Annotated in this window: 15 protein-coding genes; 5 read left to right on the forward strand and 10 right to left on the reverse strand. The window is 71.0% G+C overall.

The window, feature by feature from the left end:
• Positions 1-28: 28 nt before the first annotated feature.
• Complete coding sequence (trxA, locus tag ACFJIX_RS19895; RefSeq protein WP_088406647.1) at positions 29-358, reverse strand: thioredoxin TrxA; 330 nt, start codon at positions 356-358, stop codon at positions 29-31.
• Positions 355-1,098 carry a hypothetical protein gene (locus tag ACFJIX_RS19900; protein WP_377154066.1) on the reverse strand — a complete coding sequence of 248 codons (744 nt, stop codon included), beginning with the start codon at positions 1,096-1,098 and terminating at the stop codon, positions 355-357. The genes trxA and ACFJIX_RS19900 overlap by 4 nt, the downstream gene beginning before the upstream one ends.
• Positions 1,099-1,196: 98 nt before the next feature.
• Between ACFJIX_RS19900 and ACFJIX_RS19905 the strand changes: the two genes are divergently transcribed.
• The 3 genes from ACFJIX_RS19905 to ACFJIX_RS19915 are packed head-to-tail and all read left to right on the forward strand — an operon-like array spanning position 1,197 to position 7,082.
• Complete coding sequence (locus tag ACFJIX_RS19905) at positions 1,197-3,425, forward strand: PD-(D/E)XK nuclease family protein (RefSeq protein ID WP_377154068.1); 2,229 nt, start codon at positions 1,197-1,199, stop codon at positions 3,423-3,425.
• A complete protein-coding gene (locus ACFJIX_RS19910; protein WP_377154070.1) occupies positions 3,422-6,703 on the forward strand; it encodes a UvrD-helicase domain-containing protein in 3,282 nt (1,093 codons plus the stop codon). Before ACFJIX_RS19905 ends, ACFJIX_RS19910 begins: the two co-directional genes overlap by 4 nt.
• Entirely contained in the window at positions 6,690-7,082 is a 393-nt protein-coding gene (locus ACFJIX_RS19915; RefSeq protein ID WP_377154072.1) for a hypothetical protein, read from the forward strand. The genes ACFJIX_RS19910 and ACFJIX_RS19915 overlap by 14 nt, the downstream gene beginning before the upstream one ends.
• A gap of 67 nt (positions 7,083-7,149) precedes the next feature.
• Here ACFJIX_RS19915 and ACFJIX_RS19920 read toward each other — a convergent pair whose 3' ends face one another.
• A complete protein-coding gene (locus ACFJIX_RS19920; RefSeq protein ID WP_377154074.1) occupies positions 7,150-7,896 on the reverse strand; it encodes a hypothetical protein in 747 nt (248 codons plus the stop codon).
• A 109-nt stretch (positions 7,897-8,005) separates the two neighbouring features.
• Between ACFJIX_RS19920 and ACFJIX_RS19925 the strand changes: the two genes are divergently transcribed.
• Entirely contained in the window at positions 8,006-8,698 is a 693-nt protein-coding gene (locus ACFJIX_RS19925; protein WP_377154076.1) for a glutathione S-transferase N-terminal domain-containing protein, read from the forward strand.
• A gap of 83 nt (positions 8,699-8,781) precedes the next feature.
• Here the strand turns inward: ACFJIX_RS19925 and ACFJIX_RS19930 are convergent, their stop codons facing one another.
• Together ACFJIX_RS19930 and ACFJIX_RS19935 are read right to left on the reverse strand one after the other, a co-directional pair.
• On the reverse strand, positions 8,782-9,009 hold the full coding sequence (locus tag ACFJIX_RS19930; RefSeq protein WP_377154078.1) for a hypothetical protein: 228 nt from the start codon (positions 9,007-9,009) through the stop codon (positions 8,782-8,784).
• Positions 9,010-9,041: 32 nt separating this feature from the next.
• Positions 9,042-9,791 (reverse strand): PEP-CTERM sorting domain-containing protein, encoded by a 750-nt coding sequence (locus ACFJIX_RS19935; RefSeq protein ID WP_377154080.1) that lies wholly within the window; start codon positions 9,789-9,791, stop codon positions 9,042-9,044.
• 452 nt (positions 9,792-10,243) lie between these two features.
• Between ACFJIX_RS19935 and ACFJIX_RS19940 the strand changes: the two genes are divergently transcribed.
• The gene (locus ACFJIX_RS19940) at positions 10,244-10,501 is read left to right on the forward strand and encodes a hypothetical protein (RefSeq protein WP_377154082.1); all 258 of its coding nucleotides are present in this window, start codon (positions 10,244-10,246) and stop codon (positions 10,499-10,501) included.
• A gap of 123 nt (positions 10,502-10,624) precedes the next feature.
• Here the strand turns inward: ACFJIX_RS19940 and ACFJIX_RS19945 are convergent, their stop codons facing one another.
• From ACFJIX_RS19945 to ACFJIX_RS19965, 5 genes are all read right to left on the reverse strand, one after another.
• A complete protein-coding gene (locus ACFJIX_RS19945) occupies positions 10,625-11,617 on the reverse strand; it encodes a PA2778 family cysteine peptidase (protein ID WP_377154085.1) in 993 nt (330 codons plus the stop codon).
• Positions 11,618-11,624: 7 nt separating this feature from the next.
• The gene (locus tag ACFJIX_RS19950) at positions 11,625-12,041 is read right to left on the reverse strand and encodes a PA2779 family protein (RefSeq protein WP_377154087.1); all 417 of its coding nucleotides are present in this window, start codon (positions 12,039-12,041) and stop codon (positions 11,625-11,627) included.
• 266 nt (positions 12,042-12,307) lie between these two features.
• Complete coding sequence (locus ACFJIX_RS19955) at positions 12,308-13,126, reverse strand: hypothetical protein (protein WP_377154089.1); 819 nt, start codon at positions 13,124-13,126, stop codon at positions 12,308-12,310.
• A gap of 226 nt (positions 13,127-13,352) precedes the next feature.
• On the reverse strand, positions 13,353-14,198 hold the full coding sequence (locus ACFJIX_RS19960; RefSeq protein WP_377154091.1) for a hypothetical protein: 846 nt from the start codon (positions 14,196-14,198) through the stop codon (positions 13,353-13,355).
• 37 nt (positions 14,199-14,235) lie between these two features.
• On the reverse strand, positions 14,236-14,460 hold the full coding sequence (locus tag ACFJIX_RS19965) for a DUF350 domain-containing protein (protein WP_297525741.1): 225 nt from the start codon (positions 14,458-14,460) through the stop codon (positions 14,236-14,238).
• Positions 14,461-14,550 lie beyond the last annotated feature (90 nt).

A 14,550-nucleotide genomic window follows, 5' to 3' on the forward strand; every position in this document is an offset into this window, starting at 1 on the left:
ACCGCTTGGGCCCCGACGAATGGAATCATTATAGGTTGGCGTCGAGGAAGGACGTCAACTGGGCCTTGGACAACGCGCCGACCTTGGTCGCGGCGAGCTGGCCGCCCTTGAACAGCATCAGGGTCGGGATGCCGCGGATGCCGAACTTGGCGGGCACTTCGCGGTTGTCGTCGACGTTCAGCTTGGCGATCTGCAGGCGGTCGCCGTAGTCCTTGGCGACTTCGTCCAGGATGGGGGCGATCATCTTGCAGGGGCCGCACCACTCGGCCCAGTAGTCGACCAGCACGGGTTTGTCGGACTGGATGACGTCGCTGTCGAACGAGGCGTCGGAGATGTGTTTGATCTGTTCGCTGCTCATGGGAATGGTCCTTGCGTGATGTCCCTGCCGGGCGGATGCCACGGACGGGCGGCCAGCCGGGCGACAATGTGTACCGCCTCGGGGGCCCCAGGGTTGCAGGGTGAGACGATTCTCACACAAGCCCGGAAACCTCGGCCCGAGTAGGCGCTCATCCGACATGCAGGTGCGCGGGCGGATCTCAAGTCGCCGGGCGCCTGGTTTTCACTATCGTCGCGATGCGCGGAATCTTCGGCGGCGCCTCCGGGCCCGCCGCCGTTGCCGCCGTTGCCGCCATTGCCGCTGTTGCCTGCCGCCACCGCCACCATCGTCACCGCCAGTCCCACCGCCTTGTCGACCACGCCGCCGCCCTCGATGACGTCTCCGCCGCCGGTCGGCTTTCCCCAGTCGCCGGTCGACTTTCCGCAGTCGCTGGCCGACTTTCCGTTGTCGCCGGCCCACACCAGCGCCGCGATCTGGGATGGCGTCGCACGCCGCGCGGCCGAATGGCTGGAGGCCCACGGGCTGTCCGCGCGGGACGCCGTGCTGTTGCTGCCCTTCGCGCAACATCTGGCACCGGCGCGGCGCGCCTGGATGAAGCTGTCGCGCTGGCAGCCCCGCATCGAGACGACGCACAGCCTCGCGTCGGCGCTGGGGCCGAGCGCGCTGCCCCAGGCGGACCAGTTGACCGGCGACGCCGCGATCGATGCGCTGGCCGCCCGCGCCCTGATGCGCGGCCAGAGCTGGGCCGAGGCGCTGCGCAAGGAAGATCCCCGTGCCTATGACGCCGCGGTGCAGCGGCTGGTCGAAGCCGCGCATGCGCTGGCGCGGGCCGCCGCGCTGCGCGATCCGGTGCATCGCCATGAGTTCTGGGAACAAGGCCGGGCGGCGCTGGCGCTGCAGAGCGGCGTCGGGCACCTGGAGCGCGCGCTGCTGGCGGTGGCGCTCGAATGGGCCGCGGCCGACCCCCCGCGCGCCGGCCACCGACGCGCTTTTCACGCTGCGTCCGAGCGCCTGGCTGCACCTGCAGTGCGGCGGGCCGGATCCGCTCGCGCAGGCGCTGCTCGCGAGCGCGGAGGCTGGCGGCGTTCCCTGCCTGCGCCTGAACGCCGATCTGCCGCTGGACGCCGCGTTCGACGGCGGCGCGCCGGTCGGGCGCATCGAACAGGCCGTGTGCGACGACTTCGAGGACCTGGCGCAATGCAGCGCCGCGTCGGTGCTCGATCACCTGCAGGCGGGCCGCGCGCCGGTCGCGCTGATCGCGCAGGACCGCGTGCTGCTGCGGCGCGTGCGCGCGCTGCTGGAGCGCCAGGGCCTGGGGCATCCAGGACGAGACCGGCTGGACCCTCGCGACGACCGCGCCGGCCGCCCAGCTGATGGCGATGCTGCGCGCCGCGCGCCGCGAGGCGACCGTCGACGATTGGCTCGCCTGGTTGAAGACACCGCTGGCCTCGTCGCTGCGCGAGCGCGGCGGCAGTGCCTCGCTGAGCGCGCTGGAGGCGCACTGCCGCAAGCGTGGCTGGTCCACGCCGCAGGCGGTGCGCGCCGATCGTCTCCCTCCGGGCAGCGAGCGGCTCTGGAGGCCGCGCGCGAGGCGCTGGTGCCGCTGCAACTGCGCGGCGCGCAGGCGCTCGACGCCTGGATTGCCGCGCTGGGGCAGACGCTCCAGCAGCTCGGTGCCGACGAGCAGCTCAAGCGCCAGCCCGCCGGCGGTCCGCAGGTGTTGGAAGCCCTGTGGCTGAGCAAGACGCCCTGGCCGGGTTCCGGCCACGAAGCGGTCCTGCGAGGCGCGCAGCTGACCGCCTCCGAGTTCGTCGACTGGGTGTCGCAGACGCTCGAGGCCGGCGAATACAAGCCGCCGCTCGAAGGTGGTCTACAGATCATGATCACGCCGCTGGCGCGGACGATGCTGCGCCCGTTCGGCGCCATCGTGCTGCCGGGCGCGGACGCCGCGACGCTGGGGCCGGTGCCGCCGGGGCCGGTGCTGATCGGCGACACGTTCGCGCGCGAGCTCGGCCTGCCGACCGTCGAAGGCAAGCGTCATGCGCTGGCCTGGCAGTTCGCGCAGCTGCTGCGCGCGCCGGCGGTCACGCTGCTGCGTCGCGGGCATCTCGGCAGCGAGCCGCTGGCGGCGAGCCCCTTGCTGGACCGGCTCGACCTCGCACTGCAGGCGGCCGGCCACGTGCTGCCGCATTGGCACGATCCGCGCCTCGACGCGACCGTGCCGGCCGCGCAGGTCGACCGCGCCGCCGCGCAGGCGGAAGGTCGGCTGCCTGCCGCGCTGAGCGCGAGCGCGGTGGAGTCGCTGCGCCAATGCCCGTACCAGTTCTTCGCCCGCGTGCTGCTGGGCCTGCGCGAAGCGGGCGAGCTCGATGTCCAGGCCGACAAGCGCGACTACGGCACCTGGCTGCACGCGGTGCTGCACCAGTTCCACACCGAGCGCGCGGAGCGCCGCGATCCCCATCTCGACGACGACGCCCGCCTGCAGCGCGCCGCGCAGGACCAGATGCGCGAGCTGGGCCTGGCGCCGGCGGAGTTCCTGCCGTACTCGGCGAGCTTCGCGCGTTTCGTGCCGGCCTACCTCGGCTGGCTCGCGGAGCGCGAGGCCGAGGGCCAGCGCTTCGAACGCGGCGAGGTCGACCGCCGCGTGCGTCCCTGGGCGGAGATCGAGCCTGCGCTCGCGGAACTCGCGCTGCTCGGACGCATCGACCGGATCGACGACGCGCCCGATGGCCGGCTGCTCGTCGACTACAAGACCGGTAGCGTGAAGGGGTTGAAGGACAAGGTCGCCAATCCGCTCGAAGACACACAGCTCGCCGTCTACGCCGTGCTCATGGGAGTCGGCCAGTTGCACGACCTCGGCCCGCTGCGTGCGCAATACCTGGCCCTGGACGACGCCAAGGGCATCGCGGAGATCGAGCACGACCACGTCGAAGAGACGGCGGCCGTGATGCTGGACGGCTTGCGCCGGGACCTGATGGCCATCCACGCCGGCGATCCGCTGCCGGCATTGGGCGAGGGCGTCGCCTGTGCCTACTGCGAGATGCGCGGCCTGTGCCGTCGCGACGATCGGGATGGAGCCGCGCCGTGACCGCCCCGACGAATGCCCCGATGAACGCGCCGATGACGAACGCCGCCACGTCGAACGCCGCCACGGCGGATCCGCTCGGCGCGGCCGCCTACACGCTCGACGGTGCGCCGGTCGCGCGCGAGCGCTTCTACGAACTGGCCTGCGACCCGGCGCGCAGCGTCGTCGTCGAAGCCTGCGCCGGCGCGGGCAAGACCTGGATGCTGGTCTCGCGCATCCTGCGCGCGCTGCTGGACGGCGCGCGACCGCAGGACATCGTCGCGATCACCTTCACCCGCAAGGCCGCCGGCGAGATGCGCGCGCGCCTGAACGAATGGCTGCACGAGTTCGCCCACTGCGACGACGCGGGTCGCGTGCTCGCCCTGCGCCAGCGCGGGCTGCCGCAGGCGCAGGCCGTTGAACTCGCGCCGCGCCTGGCCACGCTGCAGCAACGGCTGCTGCAGGACGCGCGGCCGGTGGAGATCCGCACCTTCCACGCCTGGTTCTCGCAGCTGCTGCGCGCCGCGCCGCTGGAACTGCTGCGCGCGCAGGGCCTGTCGCCGGAACTCCAGCTGCTGGAGGACGAAAGCGACCTGATGCCCGAGCTCTGGCAGCGTTTCCACGCCGCGGTGCTCGAGGACGACGCGCTGCTGACGATCTACCGCGACCTGAGCCTGATCCACGGCCGCAACAAGCTGCTGGACTGGCTGACGTCGGCCTTCGAGAAGCGGGTGGAACTGCGCCTCGCCCACGCGCACGGCCGCCTGATGGACAGCATGCCGACGGCGGCCGAGGTCGTGCCCGAGCTCGCCGCATTCGCCGCGCCGATCGAGGCCTTCGCGCCCCTGCGCGCCGAGTTGCAGGCGCTCGCGATCGAGCTCGGCCAGTCGACCAAGGTCACGCCGAAGAAATGCGCGACCGCGCTCGAGCAGGCGCTGCAGCTGCCTGACGAGGAGGCGCTCGCCGGCGTGCGCCAGGCGCTGTTCACGGCGGAGGGCGCGCCGCGCAAGAACCTCGGCGACTCACCCACGTTGTCGGCGGCGATGGACCGTCTCCAGCGGCTGCTGCTCGCCATCGAGCAGGACCGCGCGCGCCTGTGGCACCAGCAGATGTGCGCGCTGGCCTTGACGCTGCTGGATGCGTTCGACCGCCTCAAGCGCGAGCGCGGCATCGTCGACATGAACGACCTGGAGCACGGCGCGCTGGCCCTGCTCGGGGATGCGGACCTGTCGGGCTGGGTGCAGGAGCGGCTCGACAGCCAGGTCCGGCACCTGCTGATCGACGAATTCCAGGACACCAGCCCGCTGCAATGGCACGCGCTGCACGCATGGCTGTCCGGCTATGTCGGCGCGGGCGGCGGCGCCAGCGGACAGCGCCCGCCGTCGGTCTTCATCGTCGGCGACCCGAAGCAGAGCATCTACCGCTTCCGCCGCGCCGAGCCCCGCGTCTTCGCGGCGGCGCGCGATTTCGTGCGCGAAGGCCTGGACGGCGTGCTGCTCGCGTGCGACCACACGCGGCGCAACTCGGTCCCGGTGCTGGCGGCGGTGAACGCCGTCTTCGAATCGGCGAGCCTGGCGCAGCAGTACAGCGGTTTCCGCCCGCACACCACGGAGTCGGGCAGTGGCGATCCGCTGGACGGTGTCTTCTTCATCGCCGGCGACCAGACCTCCGATGACGAAGCGACCGAAACGACGCGGGAGGAGGGCACCTGGCGCCCGAGTCTGACCGAAGCGCGGCGCGAGCCGGAGCTGCATCGCCGCGAAGCCGAGGCCGGGCGGATTGCCGCCTGCATCGGTGATCTGCTGGCCAAGCGCGAGGTGCAGCCGGGCGAGATCTTCGTGCTGGCGCGCAAGCGCGAGGGCCTGCGCGTGCTCGCGCAGATCCTCAAGGGCCAGGGGATCGCGCATGCGGCGCCGGAGGACATGGCGCTGCTCGACGCGCCGGACGTGCGCGATCTGCTGGCGCTGCTGGATGCCTTGGCGTCGAGCGGCCATCAGCTGTCGCTGGCGCACGCGCTGCGCAGTCCGCTGTTCGGTGCGAGCGAGGCGGACCTGCTGTGGCTCGCCGCCGAATCACGTTCCGTGAAGTGGCTCGGTCAAGAGCAGCAGGAGCAGCAGGAGCAGCAAGCGGAGCAGGCGGAACAGGAGCAGCAGGAGCAGCAGGAGCAGCAGGAGCAGCCTCCCGCGGACAGAGAACCAACGCAGGCAGCGGGTGCTGCAGGACCGGCATGGGGCTTGGGGGTCCTGGAGGGATCCCCCATGCCCCGTGGAGGGCCCGCTGAGCCGGAGCAGGTGGGCGATCTCCCGCCTGCGGACCCACGTCCGGAGGCGCCGCAGCAGGAAGGTCCGACGACCCGCTCCTGGTGGGAGACGCTCCTCCAAGCCGATCCTGAGGCCCTGAGCGAGCCACTACGCCGCGCGCAGGGGTTGCTGTCGCGCTGGGCGTCGACGGCGGTGCTGCGCAGCCCGCACGATCTGCTCGACGCGATCGTCCATGAGGGCGACCTGATGGCGCGCCTGGCGGCTGCCGTGCCGGCCAGCGAGCGCCGCGCGCGGCTGCATGCGGTGGAGGCGCTGCTCGCGCTGGCCCTGGAGCTGGATGGTGGCCGGTACGCCGGCCTGTATGGCTTCGTCCGCGCGCTGAAGAGCCGCGCGCTGAAGCTGGCGGCCCCCGCCGAGCCCGATGCCGTGCAACTGCTGACGGTGCACGGCGCCAAGGGGCTGGAGGCGAAGGTCGTGATCCTGATGGATGCGGAGGCCGGCCCGGCGCGCTCGGAGAGCATGGCGCTGGCGATCTCCTGGCCGGTGCAGGAGGCCGTGCCGCGGACGGTGGCCTTCCTCGTGTCGGAGGCGAAGCCGCCGCCGTCGTTGCAGGCCCTGCTCGACGACGAGAAGGACCAGCGCCAGCGCGAGGAGCTCAACGCGCTGTATGTCGCGATGACGCGCGCGCGGCACCGGCTGCTGCTCAGCCGCACGCCGGCGAAGCGTCAGAGCTCATCGGGGACGTGGTGGACGCGGGTGCAGCCGCAGGCCGAGGCGATGGCGGTGCCGGAGGTCGCGGATGGCCTGCGCGTGCCGGACGAGGACGTCGCGCGTCTCAAGGTGCTGCCGCGGGTCGAGCCGCTGCCGGCGGAGGTGGCGAACGCCGGCGCGGACGTCGGCCAGAGTCCCGACGAGGTCGACGACAGCGCCGCCCTCGGCGAGGCGCTGCATCGCGTGCTCGAATGGCACAGCGGGCCGCAGGGCGGCGCGCATGCGCTGGACCGGCTGATCGGCGGCCGCGGCGCAGATGTACGGCCTTGACGCGCGCCGCACGGAGCGCCTCGAGCGCAGCGTGCGGGCGATCCTCGGCAGCGGGGACTGCGCGCCGTTCTTCGATGCCGCCGCGCTCGACTGGCACGGCAACGAGGTGCCGCTCAGCTGGAACGGCCACGACATGCGGCTGGACCGGCTCGTCAGCCGCCGCGACGGCGCGGGCGTGCGCACGTGGTGGGTGCTCGACTACAAGCTCCACCCGGCGCCGCAGCGCAATCCCGAGTACATCCAGCAGCTGTGGCGCTACCGCGAGGCCGTGATGGCGCTGCAGCCCGGCGAGCCGGTGCGCTGCGCCTTCATCACGGGGCATGGCCGGTTGATCGATTGCACCGAGGCGGTGGCCGGCGCGGCCGACCTCTTCTCCTAGTGCTCTCCCTCTCCCGCTTGCGGGAGAGGGCAGGGGTGAGGGCGAGCTGCGGTGGAAGTACGCCAGCTCAGGCCGGCGAGCCGTAATCCCCTTCGGACGGCCGGCTGTGCCAGGCCACCGACGTCGTCGTCGGCCACGGTCCGCCGTCGCCCAGACGCTGATGCACCGCCTGCGCGCTCAGCGCCGCGGCCTCCAGCACGCGCGTCAGCGCCTGGAGCTCCGCCATCGCCGGCTCCGCCATCGACGTGCGCAGATAGACGTTGCCGCGCAGGCTCAGCAGCACGAACGGACGTCCCTCCACGAGGATGTCCTGCGTCGCCTGGGCCAGCCGCTCGGACAGGTCCTTGTCGAGCCAGGCCATGACCAGCTCGCGGTTGATGCCCACCGCGCCGAAGCGTTGCCGCACGAGCTTGGACTCCATCTGCGAGTGCTTCGGGAACATCACCAGCCAGCGCATCTCCTCGGGCGTGTCCGTGTCCACGCGCGTGCGCAGCGTGTCGGTGTAGGCCTCGAAGACGCTGCTCTCCAGACGCTCCATCAGCTTGCGCTCGATGAGCATCATCTGCATGTCCGGATTGATCTTGAGCTCGCAGCGCATGCGCAGCTCGAAGCCGTCGATGTAGCTGCGCTGCGAGGGCCCCCACTCGATGCGGGTCAGGCCGGGCAGCGTGCGGGGCAGGTCGATGACGAAACCGCGCCCGTCGCGGGCGTGGCGCAACTGGCCGCCGCGTTCCGAGGCCCACTCGCTCAAGGGACGCCACCGGGCCGCGTTGGCACGGGCGGCGAACCACTGTTTGATTTGTTTGATTACCATGAGGCGGGACGATGCGCGTGGGGCCCGGGGTCCGTGCATTGAAGCGTCGACGGAGTGGTCGATCGACATGTGGACGAACAGGGCTTCGCGCCCGAACGGAGAACGCTTGATGATCGAAGTGTATTCATGGCCCACGCCCAATGGCCACAAGGTGCACATCATGCTGGAAGAGTGCCGCCTGCCTTACCGGGTGATTCCCGTGGACATCGGCGCCGGCGACCAGTTCGATGCGAAATTCCTCGCCATCAGCCCCAACAACAAGATCCCCGCGATCGTCGATCCCGACGGGCCGGACGGGCAGCCGATCTCGCTGTTCGAGTCCGGCGCGATCCTGCTGTACCTCGCCGGCAAGACGGGGCAGTTCCTGCCGCCGGACACGCGCGGCCGCTACGAGGCGCTGCAGTGGCTGATGTTCCAGATGGGCGGCGTCGGACCGATGCTGGGCCAGACGCATCACTTCCGCATGTACGCCCCCGAGAAGATCGAGTACGCCATCGACCGCTACACCAACGAGGCCAAACGCCTCTACGGCGTGATCGACCGGCGGCTGGCGCGCAGCAAGTACATCGCGGGGCCGGCGTACGGCATTGCCGACATGGCGATCTTCCCGTGGCTGCGCGGCGCGAAGAACCAGGGCGTGGAGATGGCGGACCACCCGCACCTGAAGGGCTGGTTCGACGAGATCGCGAAGCGGCCCGCGGTGGTCCGCGCCGTCGAGGTGCTGGCCGAGAAGCGCCGTCCGCTGGTCGACGACAAGGCGCGCGAAGTGCTCTTCGGCAAGACCCAGTACGAGCGGCGTTGAGGACCGCAGACCCGGTCCGGCCGGGCGCCGGCGCACGCTGATGTGGCCGGATCGACCGAGGCCGCGCCGCTTCGTCGGCGGGGTCAGATCTTGCCCAGCCGCGCGCGGTCGCCGAGCTCGGTGAGCCAACGGCGGCCGTCCTCGCGGATGGCCGTCGCCAGGCCCTTGTCCTGCAGCCGCTGCTGCATCTCCTCGCTGACCGGCATGCCGCCGGGCGATTGGGGGAGGAAGTACAGCGCGGCGCGCTCGTCCTCGGTGATCACCAGGTCGGGGGGCGGGACGGGGAAGCTGAAGGTCGGCGGCGTGGACATGCGCCGCAGTATCCCTCAGGGTCGGGCTCCGTTCAGACCGTGGCCGCGGCCTTGATCGCGCGGGTCCGGCGACGGCCCGCGAGGCCCGCCGCCAGGGCGGCGATGCCCAGCAGCGCCAGCGAACCCGGCTCCGGCAGCTCACCCGCGGCGAAGGCCAGCGAATTGGCCATCAGCAGCGCGCCGTCGCTCGACGGGACCCAGCCGCCGGGCGACACGTCGCTGGAGGTGGGGAACATGTTCAGCCCGACGACCACGCCCTTGTGGTCCATGCGGTAGCCGGCCAGCGCCTGTCCGTTGCTCCAGTCGGCGACGATCTCGGTGCCGGCCTTGGCCGTGAGGCGGTAGCACAGCGCGGACGCGCCGCCGTTGAAGCTGGTGATGTCGCGCATCAGCGGGCTGTCGGACCGGACCACCTGGCCCAGGCCGCCGCAGGAGTTCTGGTTGTTGCTGGTGTTGAAGACGTCGTAGTTGGCGGAGACGAAGCGGCCTTGCATGCCCTTGAATCCGGAGGTCGCGTGCGACAGGCCGGCTTCCACGACGCCGCCGCCGAGGTCCACGTAGTCCGCCAGCACGTTGCCCAGCTGCAGGGCGCTGGCGAAGGGCACGGTGGCGCTTTCGTTGTAGACCAGCACGGCGTCGTAGGCCGTCAGCATGGCGAGCGTGGGGGTGCCCGTGGCGACGTTGAAGACGTCGACCACGCCGCTGACCACGCCGGTGGCGGCGATCTTCGACTGCACATCGGTCAGGCTGCCCGCCTGCACGGGCGCACCGAGGATCAGCACCGAGGCCTGCGCGGCCGCGGCGGTCGCGCACAGCAGGGTCGCGGCCAGGGTGGCGCGGAGAGGGGAAGGAGGGTCGAGCGCTTCATCGGGGGTTCTCTCTCGGACGGTCGTTCTTGTGGTCGTTGGCGGGAGGCCACGGAAACGGGAGGCTAAAGCAACATCCAAGCCATTGGGTGCGAATTCCCGGTGCCTCAAGCACTTGCGCCGGTTGTCCCCGGAGCAGGGGTCAGCGGGTGTAATCAATCCCGACACTTCCGGCGTGGAAGTTGCTTCGCGGAGCGCCCGGCCGGGCGCTTGCCGGCCTCCCTTGTAATGCGGGGGTAAAACACCGTCGGCGCGCGTGGCGCCGGGCGACGGTTGGAGGGAAACTTGCCCAGGCGTGAAGGTGCAACCTGCTTGTCAGCGGGGCGCGATCCTGATCACACCGCGATCACAACGCAAAAGGAGTCCTCATGTCAGCCAAGCCAGACCACACCGACGCCGTCGGGGGCGTCGAGAGTCACAACGGACGCTGGTTCGTCCGCGAAGTCGTCGGCGAGGCACCGCCGTTCCGGGCCCGTTACCTGGTGATCGCCGCGCACGCCGCGAACGGCGGCAAGCCGGAACTCAACGGCTACTGGCACGAGCTCGAACGCAGTTTCGACACCTGGAGCTATGCGGCCGACGCGGCCTTGGAGGCCGCGCAGCGGACGATCGATTTCAGGCCCTGAATCAGGGCCGCGTTGCTCGGCTTGGCATGTTCTTCGGCGCTCGATGAGCGTCCCAGGCCAAGCGGCGCGCGCTACATCGCGCGGCCAGGCCTCACGGCGCCGGCGCGCAAGGCCGCAGTGCCGTCACATGCCCGCGGTGATCTTCTTCTGCAGCGCCTTGTACTGCTCCAGGCGCGGGCCGCCGAGCGCGACCGCGCGCTCGATCGCGAGCGAGGCCTTGTAGCGCTCACCCTGTTCCATCAGCACCTGCGCCAGGTTGTTCCAGCCTTCGGGCAGGTCGGGCCGCACGTCCGTGAGCCGCGCATAGTGCCGGGCGGCAGTGCGGCGGTCCTTGGCCGCGTAGGCGGTGTTGCCGGCGCCCAGCAGCAGCACGGGCTCGCCGGGCCAGCGCGTCAGCGCGGCCGTGTAGCCCTTGCGCGCGGCCGGCGCGTCCAGACGTTCAAGCGCCGCCAGCGCGGCGCCGGTTCCCGCACCGTCCAGCGAGGCCGGCAGCAGGTCGGGCGGGAGCGTCGTCATCGCCCAGTAGTCGCCACGCGCCCAGGTCCGCTCGAAGACCGGCAGCTCGATCTCCTGCCGCGCGGTCTTGCCGCTGTGCAGCAGGATCGTCCGGCGCTGCTTGTCGTAGCCGACGGCGACGGCGTAATGCCACACCGGCGCGACGTCCAGCGACAGGTTCTGGAACACGATCACCGGATGCCCGGCGGCGACCTCGGCCAGCAGCGCGTCCAGCCGCGGCGGCAGCACATAGGCCGGCAAGCCCTGGCGGCGCGTCGCGACCAGCATCTCCGTCTGCAGCGAGCCCTTGCGGCCCGGCAGGAAGACCTGCGGCTTCAACTGCTCGACCGTCGTGGACTTGCCCGCCGTGCGCAGCAGCATCGCGAGCGCGGCCGGGCCGCATTCGTAGTCGTCCTGCGCGATGAACGGCGTCTTCGCGGACAGGTCCACGCGCGCCGGCAGGTCGGCGGGCCATTGCCGTTCCAGCGCTTGCAGCTGCGGCGGCGTGCTCGCGCAGCCGCCCAGCAGCAGCGCCAGCGCCAGCATCGGCGCGGCCAGCGGAATCAGCGAGCGGGAAGTCCGCGCGGAGCGGACGAGCCGGACGGGCCGCATGATCGACATGAAGACCTCAGCGGATCGATCGCGTGAACGGGAAGACCTTGGTGAAGCCCAGGATGTCGGTGATCAGCAGGATCACGAACACGGTGAAGATCAGGCCCAGCACCTCGCCGCCGGCGGGGGCTTCGGCGATGCGGCCGTCGAGCGCGCGGATCTCGTCGTCGGACATCGCGTCCACGCGCGCCTGCGCGGCGGCGGCATCGACGCCTTCCTTGACCATGGCCTGACGCACATCCTCGCGGGCGAAGAAGGCGTTGACGCGGACGCGGCTGTCGGCGGCGGTGCCGGTGGGCGCGGCGGGCTGCACCAGCGCGTCGGTCGGCACGACCTGCGCGCTCGCGTGCATCGGCAGCGCCATCAGCGTGCAGGAGGCGATCAGCGTGGACGCGATCGCGCGCTTGGCCAGGGAGGGGCGCGAAGCGGTCACGGTAGCGATGGCGCCGGAGCAGGCGGTTTGGGAAGCTTGTTCTTGTCGGTTCATGGTCGGACCTGGAGGGAGGATGGAGAAATCCTAGGTCCGCGCCCGATGCTGTTACAAGTTCGATTACCGGGCGTCACATCGGATGCAATTCCCGGGTGATCGGGTGTCAGGACAGGCTTGAAGAACGTGATAAGGCGATGCCGCGCCAACGCGGGTCACGCTCCGCGCGTTGCCGCTCCCATCGGGCTTCAGTGGCTCAGTGGCTCTGTACTTCAGCGCTTCATCGATCGCAGCGTTGGCCGCTGGCGCTGCGCAGGATCCAGCGCTCGCCCTTGCGGGACAGCAGCGCGGTGGAACTGAGCGTGCCGAGGTCGCAGGTCGTCGCATCGACTTCGGCGAACTGCGCCAGCTCGACGGTGTCCGCGTCGCGCCAGCGCATGAAGCGGAAGCTGATCGCGGTCTGCTCCGGCGTGGGCTGGAAGCGGTAGCGCTCGACGAGGCGGCCGTCCTCGCCGGCTCCAGAGGACCACGCCGTTGAACTCCTGGCCCGGCGACGCGTGCGTCACCACCAGGAAGCGACCGTCCGGCGACGGGTTGACGTTGCCATGCATCTCGTAACGCGTGCCGTCGGCGCGGGAGATCCACAGCAGTTCACTGCCGGCCGGCAGCGTCGCGCGCACGACGTAGAACTGGCCGTCGGGCGACAGGCCGTCGAGGCGGAAGTCCACGGAAGGCAGTGCCGGATCGGCGGGATCCGATCGCTGGCTGTCGAGGACCACCGGGCGGCCCTTGACGACGGGCAGCCACAGGCGCAGGTCATCGCGGCGTGCCGCCACGCCGAGCCGGCGTAGCACCTCGGCCTCGGCCTGGGCGCGGAACTGTTCGTCGGAGCCTTCCTCGGCGACGACTCCGCCAGCGGTCGCGGTCGAGGGCGCGAACAGCATGCCGCGAGGCGCGAGTCCCACCGAACCGACGGGGCGGGGCGGTGCGGGCCAGGCGTTGGAGGAGGCTTCGGCGGCGACGCCCGTGAGCATCAGCGCGACTGCGATGGCGGCACGAAACGCGCGGCCGACGCGGACGGCGGGAACCATGGCGGAAGCGGCGGCCGGGAGAACGGCTGGCAGGGCAGCCGGAACGGCGGGCGAGGCGGACAACATCGGACGAAGGCGCGGGCGCGGGCGGAACGGGGGGACGGAGTGACCAGGCGCCGCAGTCTAAAAGGGCCTCCGTGCGCTGGCCCACACACGTTACGCATGGTGACAAGACCTGCCCCCGGGCGGGGTCAGGTCGTGAGGTCGGCCCCCCCGAACGGGCAGGTCAGCGCTTGCAGCGCGGCGCCGTGACGTCCTTGAGCGACCAGTTGTCGCCCTCGCGGGTGAGCACGACCAGCGTCTCCTCCATCGCGTCGCGGCAGGTGAGGGGATCACCCTGCGTGGTCCGTTCGAGCTCGATGGTCCGGTTGTCCTTCCAGCGCATGAAGCGGTAGAGCGCGTAGCGCTCGCCGGGTTCGTGGCGGAACTTCTCGACCAGTCGGCTCGAGGCGCGCTCCCAGATCAGGATGCCGTTGAAGTCCATCAGCTCGGAGGCGCTGACGACCGCGAGCAGGCTGCCGTCCGGCGAGGGCTTGGGCGTGGCGCGCAGCCGGTAGCGCTCGCCGTCCTGGCGCGAGACCCAGATGACGTCGCTGCTCTCGTAGTAGGTCGCGCGCACGACGAAGAACTCGCGATCCGGCGACAGGCCGTCGAAGCGGTAGTCCTCGTAGGCGGCCTCGCTGTGACCGCTGGCGTTGGGCCAGACGCTGTCGAAGATCTCCGGCCGGCCCGACACGGTGGGCAGCACCAGCCGCGAGCCGGTGCGCTTGATGAGGTCGTGCCGGCCCGCCGCGTTGGCCTTGCGGATCGCGTCGGCCTCGGCCTTGGCGCGGAAGGCCTCGTCGGAGCCTTCATTGCCGGCGGCCTGGCCCGGGTCCGCCTCTGGCCGCGCGCGCTGCAGGTCCTTCGTGAAGTCGCCCTTGGGCGCGATGCCGGACGGCTTCGGCAGCGGGGGCGGCTTGTAGGTCTGCTGCTGCGCGGGACGCGGGACCGGCGGCCGCCGCCACCAGGACGGCGAGCGCGGCCAGCGCGGTCGACACAGTCGACGCGCGCGGGGCGGCGGAGCGGGCAACGGATCGGACGAAGGAGCGCATGAAGGTCTGTTCAGTTCAACCGTGTATCGCCGCGGCGACGATCTGGCCGATGGAGATGCACATCGCCGCGACCACGACGGCCAGGGCCATGTTCTTGTGCTCGACGATCTCTTCCCACAGCTTGTACGGGGTCAGCTTGTCGATGACGACGAAGCTGATCCAGAACACCAGCACGCCGATGAGGGCGTACAGGATGGAGCCCAGCACGATCGCGGGCTTGAGCCATTCGAAACCTTCCATGTCGTTCTCCTGATCGGTCCTGATGTCGGACGTGAAGTCGGTGGGGAACGGCGGGCGGAGATCCGAGCTGCCGGAGTGTCTCCGCGATTG

The sequence above is a fragment of the Roseateles sp. UC29_93 genome, assembly GCF_042695725.1.
GTDB lineage: Bacteria > Pseudomonadota > Gammaproteobacteria > Burkholderiales > Burkholderiaceae_C > Roseateles > Roseateles noduli_A.

Bases quoted from the DNA above. Each gene is read 5' to 3' on its own strand.
- trxA (WP_088406647.1), bottom strand. From the start codon at position 358: ATGAGCAGCGAACAGATCAAACACATCTCCGACGCCTCGTTCGACAGC.
- ACFJIX_RS19945 (WP_377154085.1), bottom strand. From the start codon at position 11,617: ATGTCGATCATGCGGCCCGTCCGGCTCGTCCGCTCCGCGCGGACTTCC.
- ACFJIX_RS19905 (WP_377154068.1), top strand. From the start codon at position 1,197: ATGAGTTCTGGGAACAAGGCCGGGCGGCGCTGGCGCTGCAGAGCGGCG.
- ACFJIX_RS19940 (WP_377154082.1), top strand. From the start codon at position 10,244: ATGTCAGCCAAGCCAGACCACACCGACGCCGTCGGGGGCGTCGAGAGT.
- ACFJIX_RS19915 (WP_377154072.1), top strand. From the start codon at position 6,690: ATGTACGGCCTTGACGCGCGCCGCACGGAGCGCCTCGAGCGCAGCGTG.
- ACFJIX_RS19965 (WP_297525741.1), bottom strand. From the start codon at position 14,460: ATGGAAGGTTTCGAATGGCTCAAGCCCGCGATCGTGCTGGGCTCCATC.
- ACFJIX_RS19925 (WP_377154076.1), top strand. From the start codon at position 8,006: ATGATCGAAGTGTATTCATGGCCCACGCCCAATGGCCACAAGGTGCAC.
- ACFJIX_RS19955 (WP_377154089.1), bottom strand. From the start codon at position 13,126: ATGGTTCCCGCCGTCCGCGTCGGCCGCGCGTTTCGTGCCGCCATCGCA.
- ACFJIX_RS19930 (WP_377154078.1), bottom strand. From the start codon at position 9,009: ATGTCCACGCCGCCGACCTTCAGCTTCCCCGTCCCGCCCCCCGACCTG.
- ACFJIX_RS19920 (WP_377154074.1), bottom strand. From the start codon at position 7,896: ATGGTAATCAAACAAATCAAACAGTGGTTCGCCGCCCGTGCCAACGCG.